The 21,280-nt window shown below is 33.9% G+C and carries 21 protein-coding genes; 7 read left to right on the top strand and 14 right to left on the bottom strand.

Annotated elements, in window-relative coordinates:
* The first annotated feature begins 46 nt into the window (after positions 1-46).
* The 3 genes from FDY99_RS04285 (at position 47) to FDY99_RS04275 (ending at position 3,907) form a co-directional block, all read left to right on the top strand.
* Positions 47-688, top strand: coding sequence for an alpha/beta hydrolase family protein (locus FDY99_RS04285; RefSeq protein ID WP_139419452.1), 642 nt, complete (start codon positions 47-49; stop codon positions 686-688).
* Positions 689-836: 148 nt separating this feature from the next.
* The gene (locus FDY99_RS04280) at positions 837-2,183 is read left to right on the top strand and encodes an ammonium transporter (protein WP_139419450.1); all 1,347 of its coding nucleotides are present in this window, start codon (positions 837-839) and stop codon (positions 2,181-2,183) included.
* Positions 2,184-2,488: 305 nt separating this feature from the next.
* Positions 2,489-3,907, top strand: coding sequence for an L-serine ammonia-lyase (locus FDY99_RS04275; protein WP_139419448.1), 1,419 nt, complete (start codon positions 2,489-2,491; stop codon positions 3,905-3,907).
* Positions 3,908-4,022: 115 nt separating this feature from the next.
* On the opposite strand, the gene FDY99_RS04270 is transcribed toward FDY99_RS04275, so the two are convergent.
* The 6 genes from FDY99_RS04270 to FDY99_RS23295 form a co-directional block, all read right to left on the bottom strand.
* Positions 4,023-5,663 (bottom strand): serine hydrolase domain-containing protein, encoded by a 1,641-nt coding sequence (locus FDY99_RS04270; RefSeq protein WP_139419445.1) that lies wholly within the window; start codon positions 5,661-5,663, stop codon positions 4,023-4,025.
* 12 nt (positions 5,664-5,675) lie between these two features.
* A complete protein-coding gene (locus FDY99_RS04265; RefSeq protein ID WP_139419443.1) occupies positions 5,676-6,248 on the bottom strand; it encodes a YIP1 family protein in 573 nt (190 codons plus the stop codon).
* A gap of 7 nt (positions 6,249-6,255) precedes the next feature.
* The gene (locus tag FDY99_RS04260; RefSeq protein ID WP_065720434.1) at positions 6,256-6,522 is read right to left on the bottom strand and encodes a DUF2089 family protein; all 267 of its coding nucleotides are present in this window, start codon (positions 6,520-6,522) and stop codon (positions 6,256-6,258) included.
* Between the two features lie 132 nt (positions 6,523-6,654).
* Positions 6,655-7,500: a prephenate dehydrogenase gene (locus FDY99_RS04255; RefSeq protein ID WP_139419441.1), complete on the bottom strand. Its 846-nt coding sequence runs from the start codon at positions 7,498-7,500 to the stop codon at positions 6,655-6,657.
* 424 nt (positions 7,501-7,924) lie between these two features.
* Positions 7,925-8,440 carry a hypothetical protein gene (locus FDY99_RS23190; protein ID WP_185148714.1) on the bottom strand — a complete coding sequence of 172 codons (516 nt, stop codon included), beginning with the start codon at positions 8,438-8,440 and terminating at the stop codon, positions 7,925-7,927.
* A gap of 311 nt (positions 8,441-8,751) precedes the next feature.
* Positions 8,752-9,231: a hypothetical protein gene (locus FDY99_RS23295; protein ID WP_228448966.1), complete on the bottom strand. Its 480-nt coding sequence runs from the start codon at positions 9,229-9,231 to the stop codon at positions 8,752-8,754.
* On the opposite strand from FDY99_RS23295, the gene FDY99_RS04245 reads away from it, so the two are divergent.
* Both FDY99_RS04245 and FDY99_RS04240 read left to right on the top strand, forming a co-directional pair.
* A complete protein-coding gene (locus FDY99_RS04245; RefSeq protein WP_262711422.1) occupies positions 9,130-9,726 on the top strand; it encodes a tyrosine-type recombinase/integrase in 597 nt (198 codons plus the stop codon). The two genes, FDY99_RS23295 and FDY99_RS04245, sit on opposite strands and share 102 nt — an antisense overlap.
* Positions 9,710-10,816 (top strand): IS91 family transposase, encoded by a 1,107-nt coding sequence (locus tag FDY99_RS04240; RefSeq protein ID WP_139419437.1) that lies wholly within the window; start codon positions 9,710-9,712, stop codon positions 10,814-10,816. Before FDY99_RS04245 ends, FDY99_RS04240 begins: the two co-directional genes overlap by 17 nt.
* Before the next feature lie 234 nt (positions 10,817-11,050).
* Here the strand turns inward: FDY99_RS04240 and gapS4b are convergent, their stop codons facing one another.
* Positions 11,051-12,157, bottom strand: coding sequence for a GapS4b family protein (gene gapS4b / locus FDY99_RS04235; RefSeq protein WP_139419435.1), 1,107 nt, complete (start codon positions 12,155-12,157; stop codon positions 11,051-11,053).
* 4 nt (positions 12,158-12,161) lie between these two features.
* The gene (gene gapS4a, locus FDY99_RS04230) at positions 12,162-13,097 is read right to left on the bottom strand and encodes a GapS4a family protein (protein WP_449384933.1); all 936 of its coding nucleotides are present in this window, start codon (positions 13,095-13,097) and stop codon (positions 12,162-12,164) included.
* 277 nt (positions 13,098-13,374) lie between these two features.
* Here gapS4a and polA point away from each other — a divergent pair, with 277 nt between their 5' ends.
* Together polA and FDY99_RS04220 are read left to right on the top strand one after the other, a co-directional pair.
* Positions 13,375-16,224, top strand: coding sequence for a DNA polymerase I (gene polA / locus FDY99_RS04225; RefSeq protein ID WP_139419431.1), 2,850 nt, complete (start codon positions 13,375-13,377; stop codon positions 16,222-16,224).
* 9 nt (positions 16,225-16,233) lie between these two features.
* Positions 16,234-17,217 (top strand): hypothetical protein, encoded by a 984-nt coding sequence (locus FDY99_RS04220; protein WP_139419429.1) that lies wholly within the window; start codon positions 16,234-16,236, stop codon positions 17,215-17,217.
* A gap of 16 nt (positions 17,218-17,233) precedes the next feature.
* Here the strand turns inward: FDY99_RS04220 and FDY99_RS04215 are convergent, their stop codons facing one another.
* The 6 genes from FDY99_RS04215 to FDY99_RS04190 form a co-directional block, all read right to left on the bottom strand.
* Positions 17,234-17,620 carry an immunity 22 family protein gene (locus FDY99_RS04215; protein ID WP_139419427.1) on the bottom strand — a complete coding sequence of 129 codons (387 nt, stop codon included), beginning with the start codon at positions 17,618-17,620 and terminating at the stop codon, positions 17,234-17,236.
* 69 nt (positions 17,621-17,689) lie between these two features.
* Complete coding sequence (locus FDY99_RS04210) at positions 17,690-17,992, bottom strand: hypothetical protein (protein WP_139419425.1); 303 nt, start codon at positions 17,990-17,992, stop codon at positions 17,690-17,692.
* A gap of 12 nt (positions 17,993-18,004) precedes the next feature.
* Positions 18,005-18,568: a DUF4256 domain-containing protein gene (locus tag FDY99_RS04205; protein ID WP_139419423.1), complete on the bottom strand. Its 564-nt coding sequence runs from the start codon at positions 18,566-18,568 to the stop codon at positions 18,005-18,007.
* A gap of 25 nt (positions 18,569-18,593) precedes the next feature.
* Positions 18,594-19,304 carry a hypothetical protein gene (locus tag FDY99_RS04200; protein ID WP_139419421.1) on the bottom strand — a complete coding sequence of 237 codons (711 nt, stop codon included), beginning with the start codon at positions 19,302-19,304 and terminating at the stop codon, positions 18,594-18,596.
* A 59-nt stretch (positions 19,305-19,363) separates the two neighbouring features.
* Complete coding sequence (locus tag FDY99_RS04195) at positions 19,364-19,921, bottom strand: YdeI/OmpD-associated family protein (protein ID WP_139419419.1); 558 nt, start codon at positions 19,919-19,921, stop codon at positions 19,364-19,366.
* A gap of 496 nt (positions 19,922-20,417) precedes the next feature.
* Positions 20,418-21,248 (bottom strand): GLPGLI family protein, encoded by an 831-nt coding sequence (locus tag FDY99_RS04190; protein ID WP_139419417.1) that lies wholly within the window; start codon positions 21,246-21,248, stop codon positions 20,418-20,420.
* Positions 21,249-21,280: the final 32 nt, after the last annotated feature.

Below are 21,280 nucleotides of genomic sequence, written 5' to 3'. Positions count from 1 at the left end.
CAATTACTCAAGAAGCGTTGTAATTGTTTAAATTAAAAAGAATCAGGTGAAAATATATGTAATAAGTGGTCTTGGTGCCGATTTTAAAGTTTTGGAACGTTTACAGTTTCCAAAAGAGCATGAAGTGGTTTTTATCGATTGGCTGATTCCTGAAAATGATGAATCTTTTAGTTCTTATGTTGCAAGAATGGGCGATAAAATTGATACTTCCGAACCTTTTTATCTTTTGGGGTATTCTTTTGGCGGAATCATGGTTCAGGAAATTAATCTTTTAAAAGCTGCTGAAAAAGTAGTGATCTTAGGAAGTATTAAATCTGATAAGGAAAAATCGAGGTTGATAAAGATGGGAGAACTTACGAAAATTCCTAAATATCTTCCTGTAAACCTTTTCAATCCTAAGACTTTAGAAACTTATTCTGTTTTCAGAAAGTTCTTTGATCCTAAAAATCCTAAGGTTAATCAGTATTTCAGAGTTACCGATCCGTATTATCTGAAATGGTCTATTCAGCGTATTTCAGAATGGAAATTTGAGCAGAAAAATAACATCATTCAAATTATGGGTGATCGTGATATTGTTTTTCCACTAAAAAACTCAAAACCGGATTATGTTATTAAAGGGGGGACTCATCTTTTTCCTGCAACGAAATATAAAGAAGTTTCATTGCTTTTGAATAAAATTTTCATTTAATTTTAAAATGCTATTAAATTAACAGGGGTTATTGTTTTAAATATGTGTTTTTATGAAATTTATTTTTAATTTTGATGGGGTTAAGAATTAAAATATATAAAATTACTATTTAGTAATTTAAAAAACACTAAAAAAATAAAAAACTCTTATGAAAGTTGGTTTAAAATGGAAAGTTTCATTTGTTGTTATTTGCATTATTGCAATCGGTGGTCTATTCTTCAGACCAGATGTTGATATTCCCAATACCGGAAATTTTCTGAGTGAAAAAGAAATTGTAGGTTCAGACGTAGCCTGGATCCTTGCAGCAGCAGGTTTAGTTTTACTGATGACTCCAGGTTTATCGTTTTTTTATGGCGGAATGGTCGGGAAGAAGAATGTAATTTCGACGATGTTGCAAAGCTTTATTGCTTTGGGAGTAATTTCTATTTTATGGATCGTCGTGGGTTTTTCCCTTTCTTTTGGCGAATCTATCGGCTTTGAGATCGATGGTGTTCATTACGGAATTATTGGAAATCCTTTTACCTATCCATTTTTTAATCATGTAAGTATTTATCCTCACAAAACGATGGCTTCAACCATTCCGTTTGTTTTATTTGCGCTTTTTCAGATGAAATTTGCGGTGATTACTCCAGCTTTAATTACAGGATCGTTTGCGGAGAGGGTTCGATTTATTTCATATTTGGTTTTCATGGTGTTGTTTAGTCTTTTCATTTACACACCGCTTTGTCATATGGTTTGGCATCCAGAAGGACTTTTAAATAAATTTTTCGGGGTTAAAGATTTTGCAGGCGGAACGGTTGTTCACATGAGTGCCGGTTTTGCAGCTTTGGCGGGAGCGATTGTTTTAGGAAGAAGGAAAAATCCTCATCACGAACCGTCAAATATTCCTTATGTTATTCTCGGAACAGGAATGCTTTGGTTTGGATGGTTTGGTTTTAATGCAGGTTCTGCTTTAAGTGCCAATGCAACAGCAGCAATCGCTTTTGGTACAACTACGATCGCTTCGGCTTCAGCAATGATGACGTGGATTTTTTTCGACAGAATTAATGGGCGAAAAGTTTCGGCTTTGGGAGCATGCATTGGTGCGGTTGTCGGTTTGGTGGCGATAACTCCGGGTTGTGGTTTTGTTTCTATTCAGGAAAGTATTTTTATTGGTTTTATTTCTGCGATTGTTTCTAATGTGATGGTGAATTGGAAAGCTTTAAAAAAGATTGATGATACGCTTGATGTTTTTGCCTGTCATGGAGTGGGGGGAATTATGGGAATGATTCTTACTGCTATTTTTGCTCACGGTGAAAACGCAAGTCTTCTTCATGGAGGGTTTGGAATTTTCGCACATCACATGATGGCGCTGATCTTGGTTTCTCTTTTTGCATTTTTCGGGTCGATGCTTTTGTATAAAATTACTGATAGAATTATTACATTAAGAGTAAAGGAAGATTCGGAAGAGCAAGGACTTGATATTTCTCAGCATAGCGAAAGCCTGAAATGGTAGATTAATTTCCTTTTTTCTCTCGCAGATTTGGCAGATAACGCAGATTTTTTTGATGTTTTTAAATCTGCTAAATCTAAATAATCTGCTAGAAATTAAAAATAATAGAAGTTAGTTAATTTTTAGATTAAATAATATATCATATTGCACTTCTACGGAGCGCTTTTTTATTTACATACAATTCTTTTCTACAAAGGTTCCGCTCCTACGGAGCTTCACTAATACACCTTTACATAATGCTCAATATTGTTTTCATTCTAAGGTATTTTCAATGTATATTTGCTTTTCATGAAATTGGAATTTAATTTATGGAATCAATATCGGTTTTTGAAATTATTAAAGTAGGAATAGGTCCATCAAGTTCGCATACAATGGGACCTTGGAATGCAGCTTCGGCATTTATCAGAATCATAAAAAGAGAAAGATCAATTGCTGAGGTAAAAGAAGTTTTTCTTGAATTTTTTGGCTCATTGGCAAAAACGGGAATCGGTCACGGAACCGATATTGCAGGAATGTTGGGTTTGAATGGTGAAGATTTTAAAACCATCGATACTACAAAGATTGATAAGATTGTAGATACCATTAAAGAAACTCAAATCATTAATTTGGGTGGAGAAAAAGAAATTCCATTTGTTTACGGACATCATTTGGTTTTAAATATGTCTCAGACTCTTGATTATCATCCCAACGGAATGATTTTTAAAGCCATTTTTGAAGACGGAACCGAGCTTGTACAGGATTTTTATTCTGTAGGTGGAGGTTTTATCATGAGTCAGGAGAAAAATTCGATTGAGAAACAGTGCGTTCGTACCATCTATCCTTGTCATCACGGTTCTGATATCGTAAAATATTGTGAGAAATTAGGTTTCAACAAAATTTCAGATTTAATTTTAATTAATGAAGAAAGCTGGAGAACGCAGGAAGAAACAAGAAAAGAAGCACTTTACATTTGGGAACAGATTAAAGAATGTATTTATAAAGGAGTCAATAAAGAAGGTATTTTACCGGGCGGACTGAATGTTACCCGTCGTGCTGCCGGAATCAACAGAAAACTTTTAGGCGACAAAATTTATAAAAATAAAGACGAGTGGTTTCAGCAGGTTGTAGATGCTGAAGAAAATTTCACCAATATCAATAAATGGATTGCGTGTTTCGCTTTAGCTGTAAACGAAGAGAACGCAAGTTTCGGAAGAATTATCACGGCACCAACAAATGGAGCGAGTGGTGTAATTCCGGCAGTTTTAATGTATGCTCAGGCTTTTACAGATGCTGTAAGTGAAGATGATATTGTAAGATTTATTTTGGTTGCAGGGGAAATCGGAACTTTATTTAAGAAAAATGCGACTATTTCTGCGGCGATGGGTGGTTGCCAAGCCGAAATCGGAGTTTCTTCAGCGATGGCTGCAGCAGGTTTAACGGAGATTCTCGGCGGAACTGTCGGTCAGGTTTTAATGGCGGCAGAAATCGCAATGGAACATCATTTAGGTTTAACCTGTGATCCGATTAAAGGTTTAGTGCAGATTCCTTGTATTGAAAGAAATACGATGGGCGCAATCAAGGCGATTACTGCGGCAAATATTGCTTTAGAAAGTGATCCTACAAAAGCCAAAGTAACTTTGGATGAGGTTATCCAGACGATGTGGGAAACTGCTTTATCGATGAATGATCGATTTAAAGAAACATCAGAAGGAGGTTTGGCGATTGCGGTAAATGTTCCGGAGTGTTAAAATAAAAGATTAAAAGATCTCAATAAAAAGATCCTGATGTTTTGCTTAAAACCTCGGACGTTTTTAATAAAAGATGCGGACGTTTTACTGAAAACGTCCGCATCTTTTTTATCATTTATTTCTTAATAAAAACAAGATTATTACCGTTTTGAGTAAGATTTAATTGTTTCTTTTCCGGAGCAAAAGCGATTTCTACACCGATATTATCATTTTTAAATTTGTCTCCTTCGGAGTATTCTAACGGAAATGAAGGCTGATCTGCTAACTGAGCAAAAAGATTCTCATCTTTTATGAAGATTTTAAAATCTACTTTAAGGTCTTTAGAATAATAAGTTCCTTCATATTTCTGCAGTTCTTTTTCAGAGACTTTTTTTAGTTCTGTAAACTTTGGATATTCATATTCCTGGTCGTAAACCAGATTGATAATTCCTAAAAAGACCTCTCTGTGTGCTAATTTTTCACCGTTAATAATGGTTGATATCGAGTACTTTTCAGTAGGGCTGTAAGAAACAAGCGAATGAGTTCCTGCTGTGTCGCCACCATGTCCGTAGGAAATTTGATTGTAAAAAGGAACTGTCATTACGCCTAATCCAAAAGGTTTTTCTGATTTAGGGAGCATTTTATCCAATGTTTCTTTTTTTACAAATTTGTAATCAAATAAAGCATTAACGAATAAATTCATATCATAGGTTGTAGAAGTAATATCACCCAAACCGATGCAGTTACGGAAATCAAAATCTTCTACTTCTGTCCATTTTCCGGTTGTATTTTCATACGATTTGAAGATGTTTTTTTGATTGTCTAAAACCGAGAATGTATTCTTCATATTGGCTTTACTCGTAATATTTTCTTTAAGTAAAATATTGTATGGTTTCTTGGCAACTTTCTCTAAAATTCTGCTTAAAAGATAGTATCCTGAATTTGAATATCTCTCTTTTTCTCCTGGCTGAAATTCTACACCGTGTTTTTTAATAGTATCTAAAATAGCTTTGTCACCCACTGTTTTCCCAAATAACCACGGTCCTGCATAATCGCCCAATCCGCTTGTGTGGTTCATTAGGTTTTCTAAAGTTATTTTATTGGCATTAGGGACGTCGGGATAATATTTTGAAAGTTTTTCATCCAGTTTCAGCTTTCCTTTTTCTTCCAATTGCATGAGCATAACGGCAGTGACCAATTTACTGATAGATCCAATCTGATATCCTGTATTCTTGTCCCATTTTACATTAGATAATTGGTCTTGACCGAAACTTTTTTGGTAAATCTCTTTTCCATTTTGGAAAATAGTGATGCTTCCGATCCCCTGTTTGTTTTGGCTGATGTAGTTTAAGAAATCATCAATTTTTGCGGTATTAATTCCATTTTTACTGATTCCTTTTATTTTTTCATCTTTCGGATTGGGTTTTTCTTTTCCATCATTTTGATAAAGACTAAGAGGGAAAGATTTTGAATTTTGCGTAAAAGTTCCTTCAAAATGATCTGTTTTAAACTGACCTTTGTAAGATGCTCCTAAAGCTTTCATTTCAAACACTAATTCATTGTTGATGAATTCGGTTTTATCAACAGGGATTATTTCATCACCTTGCTTCGGACTTTTCGCGGTAGAAAGGTAAATGTTATTTTCTTTTTTTATGTCAAGAACTAAGGGAAGCGTCATTCTGCCTAAATCGAGTTCTCCTTTCCAAGAACCGGTTATTTCTTGGCCGTAAAAAGTCTGTGCTAATACAATTAGCACTAATAGTAGTTTGGTTTTCATTAAGGTAAGTGTTTAGTTGTTAAATATTTGACAAACTATTACAGTAAGGAATGTTACGATACAGAATAGTACAATGTGTTGCCATTTTTTAATGTTTGTTGCAGTTTTAAATCCGTTGTATAAAATAACGATGCTGTAAATTAAGCAGCCAATATTGGCTATTGTAAATAAAATCATCACTGCAAAATCTACAAAAGGAAATATTTCGGTTGGATGGCTCTGATAATCTACGACTCTTTCTATTGCTTTTTTTATGAAATCAAAATTTTCAAAAGGAATAAGAATGATAAGAGGGATTTGAGAAATAAAAACAGTATTTGCAATGTCAATTATTCTTGTTTTTCGATAAAAAGCTTTGCCTAATAAAAATAATGTAATGATCATTACTGCAAAACTTATAGAAGTTGGAATAATTAGATCATAGAAATGAGTTGCCTTGAAGGGTGCAATTCTATAGATGCTTATAAAACAGGTGTTTGTCCAATAACATAATGGAATAATAAGTACGAAAAATAGAAGACCTATGAAAAGTAGGATTTTTTCATCAAATTTTTCAAAAGGATTAAAAATAGTTTTCCAGTTCATAGATAGATTATTTTTTTAGTTGATCAATTTTCTGAATGAGATCATCCATTTTATTTCTCATGGTAGGATAAGAAAGCTCTGCCTGTTTTGCCATTTCCTTAATGCTTCCGCTGGAAAGAAAAAAGTTTAAGATAAAATCCTGTTCATCTCTGTTGAGTTTTAAAAAAACGGGAAGTTCATAATCGCCGTTTACATTGGTTCCGCAATCGGGACATTTCATCTGACTTACATTGAGTGTATGATCACAACTCGGACAAATTATAGGAAGTTTCATTGACTTTTTGTTTTTACAAATGTAATATTATTTTTAATAAAGTTAAAAAATATTTTAATAAAGTTAAAATTTAGTTTTGGTTTAAAACTAAAAAAACTTCCTGATCAGGAAGTTTATATTGCTTGAAAGTCTTTATTTATCGAGAATTCCGCGGATTTTATTGGCGTTACTGATCAGTTCTTCCAAATATTCAAAATTATCTTTTTCTAAAGCAGATTTGAATTTTCTAAGTTGAGAGATATGTTCATTCAAAACATCCAAAACATTTTCTTTGTTTTGTTTAAAAATAGGAACCCACATTTCAGGATGAGATTTTGCCAAACGAACCGTGCTCGAAAAACCTGAACTCGCCAACTGAAAAATAGTGTCTTCTTCTTTTTCTTTCTCTAAAACCGTGTTGGCTAAAGCATAAGAAGTAATATGTGAAATATGCGAAATATACGCAGTATGAATGTCATGATCTTCCGCATTCATGTAAATTAAGTGCATGTCAAGACTTTTCACGATGTTTTCTACCAATTCTAAAGCGTCTTTTGCAGATTCTTCACGGTTGCAAATCACTCCGGCTTTTCCTGAAAAACTTTCAGAAACTGCCGATTTCGGACCGTGGTTTTCTGTTCCCCACATTGGGTGAAACGCTACAAATCTTGATCTTTTTGGATGGTTTCTTACAGCATTTACAATTCCAGATTTTGTAGAACCCACATCCATCACCGTTTGCTGATCCGAAATTAGGTCTAAAACTTCAGGAAGAATTTTCCTCGCCGAATCTACAGGAATGGCAATGATAACCAGATCGGAATTTTGAATTCCTGTTTTTAGATCTGCTTTTTCATTAATGATATTTAAGGCTAAAGCTTCATCAAGATTTTCAGTATTGTTGTCGATCCCATAAATGAAATCTGCTGTTTTTTTCTGTTTTAATTTCAATGCGATTGATCCGCCGATTAATCCTACACCAATGATACTAATTTTCATTTGTTTAAATTTTTTAAAAATAAAAAACCTCGCCAAAGGACGAGGTTTTAGTTATATATACAAGAAATCCTTATCCCAGATCTGAGTTAAAAATTCCGTAATAATATGTCTTGTTTGTATTCACAAGGCAAATTTAATAATTTTTTTTGAAAGCATGCCTGCTAAAAACGTGTTTTCTACATCTTAGAATGAAATTAATTATCCGTCAGTTCTAGTGAAATTCTGAAGAAAATAAGTAGTTTCTTTTTTATAATTGGAATTTTATGTTCTTAAAAAAAATCTAGCTAGGATAAATGGTTATTCATTCTAAATGGTTTTTTGTTTTATAACGGTTTTGACTTTGCGTCCGGGAGATATTTTTTGCATAAAAGTAAAGCATATTTGAAAAGTCAGCATAACGTAAAACCCGTCTTGTGTGCTCTGTTTAATCGGTCAGTTTTAAATGCTTTATTAATCTATCTTCAAGTTCTGTCAAACTTAAATTATAAAACTCTTCTATTGGGGAGTATACCAGTTCATTGTTCACCGACGGATTTTCTAACGCCAAATAATAATCATTGTCTTTGTCGCTAATTGTTGAAATGTAAGCTAAAAGCTGTTTACTTTTTTCAGTCAATCCAATTGCTTCTTTATCACTATCCCAATGGTCGATTATTAAAATATTAGTCGTTCCATATTTAGTCTGAAGGAAGTCAATAATTGAAAGTATTTTTTTGCTTTTGTTTAAGTTCTTATCTTTTATATTCTGTATATAATCCGACACACTGCCACTCCAAAAGCATTTCTTGCATCGTCCATTTTCAAAGTCGTGATTGCAATTTTGGCAGCCGTACAAAATATATGAACACTCTGGACAAAGGTTTGCCATTTGTGAAATGTCTGTATAATAGTCGCTATTACATTCATCACAAGAAGTGATATTTCTAAGCTGATCTTCCATTTTAAATGTTGTCAAAAATGTTATACAAAGGTTCGGAGCTTGGCGCAAGTGGTAGAAATTGAAGCGAAAAATTTCAATTTTGTGACATGGTAAGCAAAAGCCAATTAATTGAATAAATTTAAGAAAAAAGTCAATATAATTGGCTTTTTGCGGAATAGAAAGCCGAATCTTTAAATTCAGCCTTAACCCGCCATTGCACCAAGCCAATGTTGAACTAAACCTCCGGTAGCTTTTCCCTTCGCTGTTTTATTAACTTTGGTAAAACAACAAAAAATCTTTAAAATGGCTACAAAAAAAAATCTCCGGAGGAGTTAAGGGTAAACAAAATTCTGAACCGCGCCTCGAGCGAAGTTAGTGGTTTTGCTGAACTGCTGCAACGCTTTGAGCGGAATATTTCTATCCTGGGCAGGAGCCCCAGAACCTTTGATAATTATTCCCGTCATGTGGCGGCTCTGGCGCTTCACTTTGGAACTTTGCCCACCGAACTGGATCCTGAACAGGTCAAAGATTATCTTTTTGAACTGCAGCGGCGGAGCAGAACCCCTTCGCAATCGTATTTTAAGCATACTGTATACGGTCTTCGGTTCCTGCTGAAAACTGAGGGTTTGCCTTATAGTTTTCTGCACCTTCCCACCATTGCTAAAGTGAAGAAACTTCCTGTAATCCTGAGTCGGGAAGAGATCTGGCGTATGCTTCAGAGTGCCGAACTCCTGAAACATAAACTGCTCATCGGTCTGATATACGGCTGTGGACTGCGCTGCATGGAAGTAAGGAATATCGAACTTCAGCATCTGGATTTTGACCGGAAGATGTTGCATGTTGTTCAGGGTAAAGGGAGCAAAGACCGTTACGTTCCCTTGTCGGAACATTTGATCCGGGGACTGAAAACCTTCATCAGTATTGAGAATCCGGTTCAGTATTTATTCAATGGAAACCATAACAGGAATATTGAAGAGATTGATGCGCTCAGCACAGGGGCTTCACGGTCTGCCAGCAAAGATTTCGATTCCCGCTACAGCCAGCGCGGTGTGCAGTGGGTAATAAAAACCATTTCTAAAAAAGCCGGCATCACCAAAGACTTTCACACCCACACGTTGCGGCATTCTTATGCCACACACCTTTTGGAAGACGGCGTTCCGATCATCATGGTACAGAAACTTCTGGGTCATGAGCGTATTGAAAGTACAATGGAATATCTTCATGTGTGCCAGCTCTCGGACCAAAAACCGCACAGTCCTTTGGATACGGTATTTACTTTATGCAGCAGGAATGCAGGTCCGAAGTAAAGGTGCGAGTGTAGCAGAAGTTCTTCGCAAAATCAATTTATCATCCCAAAACTTCAGCGTTCATCAGGAAAAGACGCTTAGGGCATTGTCCAACTGCCGGACTTCTGCCTTGGGTGGTCATATTGATACGTGTGATGGTTGCGGAAATCTTTCCATCAGCTACAACTCCTGCCGTAACCGGCACTGTCCGCAGTGTCAGGGACACAAAAAGGAAGAATGGATCCAAAAGCGCGAACAGGACCTCTTGCCCTGCAGCTATTACCATGTGGTTTTTACCCTGCCGGAGGAGTTGAATGGGCTAGCAATATCCCAGCCCCAACTCATTTACAAAGCCTTATTTGAGGCCGCCTGGGCTACTTTAAACCAGTTCGGCAAAACCGAAGGCCTTCAGTTGGGAATGATTGCCATACTTCACACATGGGGACAAAATCTGAGCCTTCATCCGCATCTGCACTGCATTGTGCCGGGAGGTGGTCTCACGATGCAGGGAAAATGGAGAAAGAAAGTAAGGACGGATAAGTTTCTGTTTCCAGTAAAAGCGCTGAGCAAAGTCTTTCGGGCAAAGTTTGTGACTTCCTTAAGAGCCTGTGGAATTACTGACCGGGATTTAATGGAGAAACTCTTCACCAAGAACTGGGTCGTATATGCCAAGCGGCCTTTTGGCGGCCCGAAACAGGTGATCGAGTACTTGGGGAGATACACTCACAAAGTCGCCATCAGCAATCACCGCATAAAAGAAGTGACGGATCAGCAGGTCCGTTTTGAGTACAAAGATTACCGCAAAGGCGGCGAAAAAAAGGAAATGACTCTTGCAAACACGGAGTTTGTCCGGAGGTTTTCGATGCATATTTTACCGAAAAGATTTGTAAGGATCCGGCATTACGGCATCCTGAGCAGCAGCTGGAAGCGTGGGAAACTGCAGGCACTGCAATCGGATTTGAAAATCAGAGTTACTGCAGCAAAACCGAAAACTTTGCTCCGGAAATGTCGAAGTTGCAAGGAAGGAAACTTAGTCACTATAGCTGTTTTCGGGCAGCGCGGTCCGCCACCGGAATTTCTTTTCGTTATCCAACCATTGTCTGCAAAATAACCTTTGCGGGTAAGGGAATTTATATGCTGCAGCGAAGAAAAACCTGCAGAAAACCACTCATAAAGGCTACCAAATGCCACAAAAAAAAGCAGTCATTCCAAAAAACTGCTTTGTTACCCTAAATCCTAAAATCGAAAACTCCATAGACGGCCAAAAAAGCTCCCGGAGCTTCCGTTCAACGGGCTTTCATCTCGTGTCCTGCGGACAAGACGAAAGCTTAGTTATTACATACAGTTATATTATTTTGAATTTATTATAACTTTCTACTTTTTTCTTTTCAAAGAATTCGAGAAGTTTTTTTCTGATTTTATTTTCTGTACTTTGATTTTTATGTTCACGACCAAGAATTAATTCAATTGACATTTGAAAATCTGCATTTTTGTCTTTTGATTTTACATAATCTGGAAATCCAAGATTTACAACCACACTTCCTTCTATGCCATTAAAAGATAGTGCATATCTAAATTTAACAGCTCCGAAAATTAGTTTTGGATAATATTCTTCCTTGTAGATAAGTACATGATTTTGTAACTCTTTCCCATTAAGTTTTAAATTATCTATTTCATCTAAAAACAATTTTACATCTTTATGAGATTCTACATCTTCATCAAGATATAAATCTATATCTGTAATCGATTTGAAATCAAGATATATAGTAAAATTACTAGTTAATGAGTAAAAAAACTTTATTCTTGAAGAGTTGTCAAAATGATTAAATTTTACAGAAATAATATCGTCATTTGATTTAATGATTGACTTTGCGAACATTTGCTCTTTTAAAGCATTTAATATTATGTTATTTACTTCAAATGTTTCTTTAGATGTTGAGTCTTGCTGTACTGAAATTTGTATATCGTTATCAGATATTTTTTTTAATGTAACTGCACCTTTGTGATATGTTTTGTTATTCGTCCAATCACCTAAAACATTTTCTCTCTCAATTTGATATTCAAAAATTGCTGTAAATTCATCTTCGAAATAAAAATTAGGATTACCAACTACAGAATAATTAGGTTTATATGTATAGCGATCTTTTATTAATGAGTTAATATCAATATTATTTCCAATTACTTCTTGAAAATCGAAATCATTTTTACAATTAATGGATGAAGTTCTATACTTTACAGTTTCTTCTTTATTTTTTTGAGTTTCATACAATTCTAAAAAGTCTTTTGGAGTAATAATACTTTTCATTATTAAAGGAACTGAGTTGTTTTTCTGATTCTGTCCTAAGAAAATACCTTTTTCCCTTAGTAGTGAATTTATGTTTGCATTTGTTATATTTGATTTAACAAGTAATTGTCTAATAGTATCGCCCTGAGGAAGTATATCTTTATTCATATTCTTAATTTCTAAAGTCAGATGGGAATTTTTTTACTAATAAATTTTCATTTAAAGTATACGTTGGAAAATTTGATAAAGTTTGTTTAATTGAATTGTCGTTTATTAAATAATCATACGTCTTAAAATATAAAACAGTCCTATCTGTAGAATTAAGATGGTCAAAAGTTTTTGCAAATGTTAGAATTTGAGAAAATTGTTCTTCGGAATAATCATCATTAATGAAAATTCTGAATTCAATGTCTTTTCCATTTTGAATTCTTAAAGGAATAATATCTGAATATAGATAGTTCAAAGGAAACGTTTTTCCGAATGAATATTCATGTATCGATGCGAAGTTTAATCCAGAATTATGGTATACAAAATCAACATTTGAAACACCAAAATTTTCTTTGGTTCTAAAAATACTTTCGTATAAAAAATTAACTTTATTATTATCTAAAAGTAATATTTTATCGAAAACTAAATCGTTATCAATTTGAACTTTCGATACAACAGCTGATAAATCAAAGTTTATTGGACTTTTATTTGATAACCAAACCAAAATACCAAAAATGTCGGTTTTATTAACACCAGTAAAACTTTGGTTTAGGTTACTTTTCTCTTTGGAATAATTAAAACATTCCAATGTGTATGCTAAATCTTTAATATGAGATTTAAAAAGAGTAGAAGGATATTTAGGATATTCATCACCTACATATTTTGAAGAAATAACACCAATATCTAAAGTGTAATCTTCTAATGGGGATTTGTAGGTAACTAATCCATCAATTCCATGTGTTGTTTTGTTGTTTTTTGCAGAAGCGTCTTTATGCTTTGTTCCTTTATTGCAATTTATTGAGTTATTCTCTTGAAGTGAATTGTAATTTAGTATTTCTTCAAATACAAATTTCACAATTTTTTCTCCTTTTTCTCCAATTGATTTAGACCATTCTCCCATAAGTTTTTAATAAAGTTCTGTTTGGTATAATTGCATGTAACGTTTGGCTTCACGCAATGCGTCAATCCAAAATATATTTTTTCTAAAAATAAATAATATCCACACGCAAAACAATTTATTTCTACTCTTAATGAAAAAAACTATAATTCTCGCTACAAAATTCTTTCAGAATCTCAATCGAACTGACGAACGAAATAATTGTAAGCATTCCTCTCATCTCTGCTCTTTATTTTTGACCGCTCATCCCGATTTCATATATTTGTTCATTATTCAAAATATGGAGGCAACACAAGATAAAAGGCTTTTTCTCATCGATGCGTATGCGATGATTTTCAGAGGGTATTATGCATTGATCAGAAGTCCGAGAATTACAAGTACAGGAATTGATACATCTGCAATTTTTGGTTTTACGAATTCTTTGATCGAATTAATTAGAAGAGAAAAACCTACCCATTTAGCGGTTGTTTTTGATGTCGGTCAGGCAAGTGTAAGAACAGATGATTTTGCAGAATACAAAGCCAACCGAAGCGAAACTCCAGAAGCGATAAAAATTGCAGTTCCTTATATTCATAGAATTTTAGAAGCCATGCACATTCCTTATTTGGGAGTAGAAGGCTATGAAGCTGATGATGTTATCGGAACGATTGCATGTAAAGCAGAAAAAGAAGGGTATACCACATTTATGGTAACTCCTGATAAAGATTTTGCTCAATTGGTGACCGATAAAATTAAAATGTATAAACCATCATCAAAAGGTGGCGAAATAGAAATTTTAGGTGTCGAAGAAGTGAATGCAAAATACGGGATCAAAGATCCAAAACAGGTGATTGATTATTTGGCAATGATGGGTGATGCGGTAGATAATATTCCCGGATTGGATGGTGTTGGTGAAAAAACAGCCATGAAATTCTTACAGGAATTTGGAAGCATTGAAAATCTTTTAGCCAATACAGATCAACTGAAAGGTAAAATTAAAGAAAAGATCGAGGCTTCAGCAGAACGTGGAATTTTATCTAAAAAATTAGCAACCATTATTTGCGATGCACCTGTAGAATTCAATCAGGAGCAATACGATTTGGAAACTCCGGATTTTGAAAAAGTAAAAATTGTTTTTGATGAAATAGAATTTACCAGATTATACGAAAACCTATATCGTGCTTTTGCTCCCGCTCAAACTGGTTTGGTAACCGGTGATGTTCAGAAAAAAGAAAGCAAAGAATCTCAGGCAGAAACACCACAACAAAAAGTGGCTAAAAATGTCGGGCAACTCGATCTTTTTGCAACCTATGAAGAGCTCGATCAGGCATCTTCCACAAAATCTACGATTACAGACAACGACCATTTATACCAGTTTGTAGACAATCCGAAAGCGCAGAAAATTTTAGTTCAAAACTTATTACAACAAAAAGCAGTTTGTTTCGATACAGAAACGACTTCTTTAAACGAGCTGGAAGCCGAATTGGTCGGAATGAGCTTTTCTTACAAAAAAGGTTTGGCGTATTATATTCCGCTTTCTGAAGATCAGGGCGAAGTTTTGCAAACGTTAGAAATTTTCAGACCTTTCTTTGAAAAGGAAGATTTAATTAAAATCGCACATAACCTAAAATACGATTATAAAGTTCTTCAACAATATAATGTTACGGTAAAAGGAGCAATGTTCGACACGATGATTGCGCATTACCTTTTAAATCCGGACGGAAGACATGGGATGGATTATCTTTCTGAGGTTTATTTAAATTATAAACCCGTTTCTATTGAAACCATTATTGGTAAAAAAGGTAAAAATCAGGGGAGCTTCAGAGACGCAGATCTGCGAACGCAGACCGATTACGCCGCAGAAGATGCAGATATTACTTTTCAGTTATATGAATTGTTTGCGCCACAATTAAAGAAAGAAAATTTAGAAGATCTTTTCTTCAATATCGAAATGCCGTTAATGGAAGTTTTGGCTAAAATGGAATTGGCAGGGATTTCTTTAGATGAAAAATGGCTGGCTCAGGAAAGTATCGATCTTGAGAATGATTTAAGACAATTAGAAGCTAAAATATTTGAAATTTCGGGTGAAGAATTCAATATGAATTCACCGAGACAGTTGGGAGAAGTTTTATTTGAAAAAATGCAACTCGACCCAAAAGCTAAAAAAACAAAAACCGGACAATACGCAACCTCGGAAGATATTTTACAGAAATTATCTTCAAAGCACGAAATTATTCAGCATATTTTAGAATACAGAACGTATCAGAAACTGAAATCGACCTATGTTGATGCATTGCCGTCACAGATTGATAAAGACGACAACAGAGTTCATACCAATTTCTCACAAACCACGGCTGCAACAGGTCGTTTGGCAAGTGTAAATCCGAATTTACAGAATATTCCGATTCGTACGTTGAGAGGTCAACAAATTCGTGGAGCGTTTGTTTCAGGAGAAGGGAAGAAAATTATTTCTGCCGATTATTCTCAAATCGAATTGCGTCTGATTGCCGAAATTTCCGGTGAAGATAATATGATCAAGGCGTTCCAGGATGGTGAAGATATTCACGCTTCTACGGCGGCAAAATTATTTAAAATTCCATTGGAAGAAGTTTCAAAAACGCAGAGAAGTCAGGCAAAAACCGTCAACTTTGGAATTTTATACGGTCAGGGAGCTTTTGCTTTAGCAGAACAAACCGGATTATCGAGATCAGAAGCAAAGCAAATGATAGAGGCGTATTACGAAACCTACCCGAAATTGAAAGCTTATATGGCTGAACAGGTAGCGAAAGCTCGTGAACAAGGTTATGTAGAAACTATTTTGGGAAGAAAACGTCACTTGAAGGACATCAATTCGGGAAATTTTGTGGTGCGGGCTCATGCTGAAAGAAATGCCGTTAATGCTCCTATTCAGGGAAGTGCGGCTGATGTTGTGAAAGTGGCAATGATCAAAATTGATAAAGAACTGGAAGCGCAAAATCTTCAAACCAAAATGCTTCTTCAGGTACATGATGAATTGTTGTTTGAAGCGCCAATCGAAGAAGTTGAAGTTGCTACAAAGCTGATCAAAAAAGAAATGGAAAGTGCTATTGAAACGCAAGTTCCGTTATTGGTTGAAGTTGGAGTAGGGAAGAACTGGTTGGAAGCGCATTAGAAAATAGAAATGAACCGAACTAAAACATATATTTTTATTGTTCTGAGTATTGTAATAATAGTACCATTAATCATTTATTTTTACCCGAATAATAAAAATATTGTTGAAGTTCCAAAAGTAGAAAAATCACAAATTTCGATTACAGATTCTGTGAAAAAAGATACTGATTCTACAGCTATTTTTAAAGATTTTGTAAAAGATTTTAATTCTCACCAAGAGAAAAATATCAATAAATATATCAATACAGATTTAGGAATGATCATGTATTATCATGATGGACCTTATCCTATTATCACAGCTCTTAAGGAAATCGAGTATGAAATAGATTGGCTGAATGCAGATTTATTTGAAAATGTAAAATTTGAAAGTTTTCCAGAATATTTAGGTGATTTTAAGTTTTCTAAAACAGGTTTTTTTGTACAGAAAAATCAGAATAATTTTTTGCTTAAAAATTTTGATAATTCCTACACTTCTCATCCACCATCTTTTTTTAATAAATATAAAAAACTTGAGAAACTCTGTAATTTTTGGGCGATAGGAATAAGCAAAAACCAAAAGAAACAGTTTTATTTCTATTTCAGATTAGATCAAAAAAAGCTCACTTTATTAGGTTTGGAAGTTGATCGGTTGAATGATGTTTTATTTGCTAATTCTGAAGCTTCTTTTATTCCGTTTAAAAATAAAAATGATATCGAAAATTACTTGAGAAATCGTCAATTGTTTTTAGATAAAGAACAAAATGCTACGATAGATTTGGCAAAAAAAGAGATTGTTTATTACGATTTTCCTGCAGATAATCCTTTCATATTTGACCATTATGAAATTGGGGAAATTGAAGAAAATTCCTCAAAAATAAAATCAGCTGAAATAATATTTTATCCAAATGAGTCTAAAGAAGATGGCTTTATTACTTACTTTTCTAATAAAGGTCGATTTGTAGTTTATCCGATGGGTGTAAGACCACCTTACTTTTACGATGTTGTAAAAAAGTGAAATTAGGTTTTCATTATTAATACTCAAACTCAATTCCACCTACATAAACCAAAGAAAAATCATCATTTTCTATAGATTTTGGTGTTGGAATTTGTCCTTGGCTTACGAAAACCAAAGAGTTGATATCAAATTTAAGATTCATTTCATTCAATCTGTTGTATAGAACGGGAAGCCACTGGTCAGCAAAAGAATATTCAGAAAAATGCTGAATGCTTTGTTCAAAGCCGTATTCCATTAAATCCTGATCAAACCAGATGGTGTCTTGTGATTCTGCAAATTTTGAAATATAAGTGTCATCAGATTCTTCTTCGATGTAGTAATTCTCATCTTCCTCTACAAACTGGAAAAAATCTTCTTCCGTTCTGAAATTTCCTACCCAAAAATCTAAAACCTGTGTATTCATAGTATTTATTCAAAGCTCAAAGGTAGGAATATAGTTTTTGTATTCAAAAATAATTTGATTTGTGTTATCTCAAATTTCACTTTCAATAGAAGATAAGTAAAGTTCTAAATCAGATATTTGTTCAGCAATCTCATTAGAATATTCGATTAACCAAAGGATAATCTCCCTATCATCCGAATCTCTTGCTGCATTAATTATTATATTGTCTTGGGTAATCAGATTAAAATAAATTTGTTTAGTACTATCAGTTTGATGAAGTTCATATTTGATTTTTTCTAAATCAGGGCAAGCTTTAAATTGTGTGATTTCATTAAAAAAAATAATGAGAGAATCCAAATGGTTATCGAAAATCCAAAAATTAAATTTATTCATAAAAAATAATTATTAAACCTTCAAAACTCCTCTGAAAGCTCTTGCTGCATAATAAGAATCGGCTCCGTTGTGATAGACAAAAACCGTGTTATAGCGACGGTCACAAAATAAAGCGCCTCCCAATTCTCTGATATCTTTCGGAGTTTTAATCCAGCTTGAAGTTTTCAGATCAAATTTTCCTAAACTTTGTAAATAACGGTATTGCTCCTCAGAAAATAGTTCTATCCCCATTTCTTTGGCAGCCGTTATCACATCGTTCTGTGGTTTATGTTCTTTTCGGGCATCCAGAGCTTTGCGATCGTAGCAAAAGCTTCTTCTGCCTTTTGGGCTTTCAGCTGAACAGTCGAAGAAAATATATTCATCAGTTTTTTCATCATAATCCACAACATCGGGTTCTCCGCCTGAGTTTTCCATCTGATAAAGTGACCATAATTTTGATGGATTTGAATTTAATTTTGCCTCAATTTTTGTCCACTCCAGATTTTCATGACGGCTTTTATTTTTCTCAAAACGTTGTTGCAGAATATCAAGAAGTTCTATGGTTTCTTTTTCGGATAATTGTTTTTTTTGTGGCATTTTCTTAATTTTTTTAGGTTTAAAACTACGGGAACTTAATAAGTTTGTCATTGGGCAGATCGTATTCATAGATTGTGTCGGTTTCAGGATCAATATAAAGCCATTGAAAAGGACTTACTTTATGCTCAAATTCTACATAAATTCCCAAGACATAATAATCTTTCTCATTCTTCTTTTGCTTTTCAACAGAATATCCGAGTTGCTCTTTATTTTTGAGAGAAATTTTTATCAGATCTTTCTTTGAATTGGCGATGTAATATTCTGCAAGCTTATATAAATGATCTAGATAAGTACTGGAAATTTCATCTTCTTTTGAGTAATGATACTTAATCGGCTGATTATATTCTTTTCTGAATTTTGAAACTTTTCCGTCTTTGATTTTTTTTGCTGAAACAATCCATTCAGCATTTTGAGGAGTTCCTCCGTCTCCGGCAATGTAGATCGAATCGTTTTTATATTCAATAGCAATTAAGTCACCTCTCAGAAAACTGCGGTCGTTATTTTGATCATTGATATAACTGATTTCTTCCTTTCCTTTTTTACCGTTGAGCTGCGAATAATCAAAATCGTCATTATAGGAAACAAATTCGATGGTGTCTCGTTGTAAAGAATCTTTTTCTACGGCAATTTGTTGAATTTCTTTTTTTCGTACCGTCTTTTTATCTTTATTTTTTTCCGGACCGGGACTGCACGAAATACAATAGATTAAAAGTGAAAATGCAACAATTTTCTTCATATTATTTTGGCTTGGATCTCAAAAATAATAAAATTTTAGCTGAATTTGAATGTATGATTCTAAGAAATTCTTTTTCCATTTTCAGTTTCTGAAATAGTTTTTTCTAATCGTGAAATCTGTGTTTTCTCTTGTTTGGCGCTCATGATCCAATGAATCATCACTTTTTTGTAAGAAGGAGCCTGTTTTTCAAAAAAATCCCACGCTTTTTTATTGGCTTTAAACTGATTTTCGTATTCTGATGTAAGTTTTGCAGGTTCTTTTTCGTGAGAATAAATCCCTGATTTTTCTTCTTTTCTAAGCTTGAATGCTTCCAAACCAGCTTCCTTCATCAATCCTGCTTTGGTAAGTTCTTCTATTTTTTTAATATTCACAACGCTCCAAATACTCGTCGGTTTTCTTGGTGTAAACCGGATGCTGTAGCTTTCTTCATCGATCGATCTTCTTATGCCATCAATCCAGCCAAAACACAAAGCCTGATCTACAGATTCAGACCAAGTTATTGAAGGCTTTTTGGTTCCGACTTTATAAAAACCTACCAATAATTCTTGTTCGATTTTATGGTTTTTATCGAGCCAGTCTCTGAAATCTTGTGGTGTTGGGAAGAAGGTTGTAGACATTTTATTTGCATTTAGATTGATGTAAATCTAATAGTTTTTTTGAGTTTTTAATTCGTTGAAAATTTTTATTTCTTCTGAATTCAGATTTTGTAGTCTGATTATACGTTTACCGGAAAGCAAAAAAGGTGGGTAGTATATAAAATCTATACTGTATTTATTGATTATTATTTCTCTAAGAATTTGTGGAGACATTGTAAATTTTCGATCCGAATTTGAAAAAATAAGATTAATCTTTCGGATAGGAATAAAGTATAAGCTTCTTGGAAAAATAAAAATAGAATTTTCATTAATCAAAATTTCGAAACTGCACCATTAGATTTTCTGTCTTAAAAGACCATTGCTATCAATAATAAGACCTTTTATATTTTTAATTGTTTGGAATTAGGTTGCTTATACTTTTTAATAATATCATATTTTTTAATGGTAAAAAAAACGGTAGATACAATTATAGAGATTGCTGCTAATGGGAGAAAATAAAGTAAAAGAAATTCAGGCATTATTTCACAGGATATTTTATAGCTTTATTAAGCTCAATAGGATTATTATTTTGGCGGATATATTCCTGCTCTTCTCGAATTAAAGGTACTAATTCTTCAGGTTTACTATACTGTTTTCCTCCGTCTTCATAGCTTTTTATTGTTCCATTTTTCATTTCTGCTCTTATTTCTTGCAAAGGATCGTTATAATATTCAAGAGATTTTTTCAGATATATTTTCTCGCTTATCGGAAGCGGTTTATTTCCATAACGAACTTCCAGAAAGTTTGATGTATCGTATGTCTTTTCTAATTTTTTACTTTTAACAAGACTAAAACTATATTGGTTGTGATCATCTTCTAACAAAACAATAAGCCCCGGTAATCCTGTGAATTTATAAGGACCTTCTGAAAGCGGAATCTCTTTTGTAAACCAAGCCGTCCATTTTCTGCCACCAAAATTTGTAGTTGCTTGCTGAAGATTAAAGTGCAAATATTTTTTAGTTTTATCAGACAATTTCCATTGTATCAAATCTTCGGTAGGATAAGAATAAAGCTGATCGTCTATAAAAGTATAATTGATATTTTTATTTGAATTTTTTTTTCTCGTTACAGGAATTTGGCTTGTCCAATTGGTAAGTTGGGAATGATTTGCTTTATTGATGGAATCTTTTTCCAAGAAAGTATTGTCATAATATTTTGTTTCATTAAGATTAATATCCAAAACCATAAAAACTTTCTGATGTTCAGTTTGAGTAGAATCTTCTTTGAATTTTACCTCGTAGAAAAAGCGGTTGGTTTGTGCAGTACTCAGACTGAAAAATAATACAAGTAGAAATAAGCAACTTTTCATATCAATTTACAATTAAGTTTCTAAGATAATAA

The organism is Chryseobacterium mulctrae, assembly GCF_006175945.1.
GTDB classification, from domain to species: domain Bacteria; phylum Bacteroidota; class Bacteroidia; order Flavobacteriales; family Weeksellaceae; genus Chryseobacterium; species Chryseobacterium mulctrae.
Note: the sequence above shows the minus strand (reverse complement) of the source record. Positions and strands in the feature narration are given on the sequence as shown.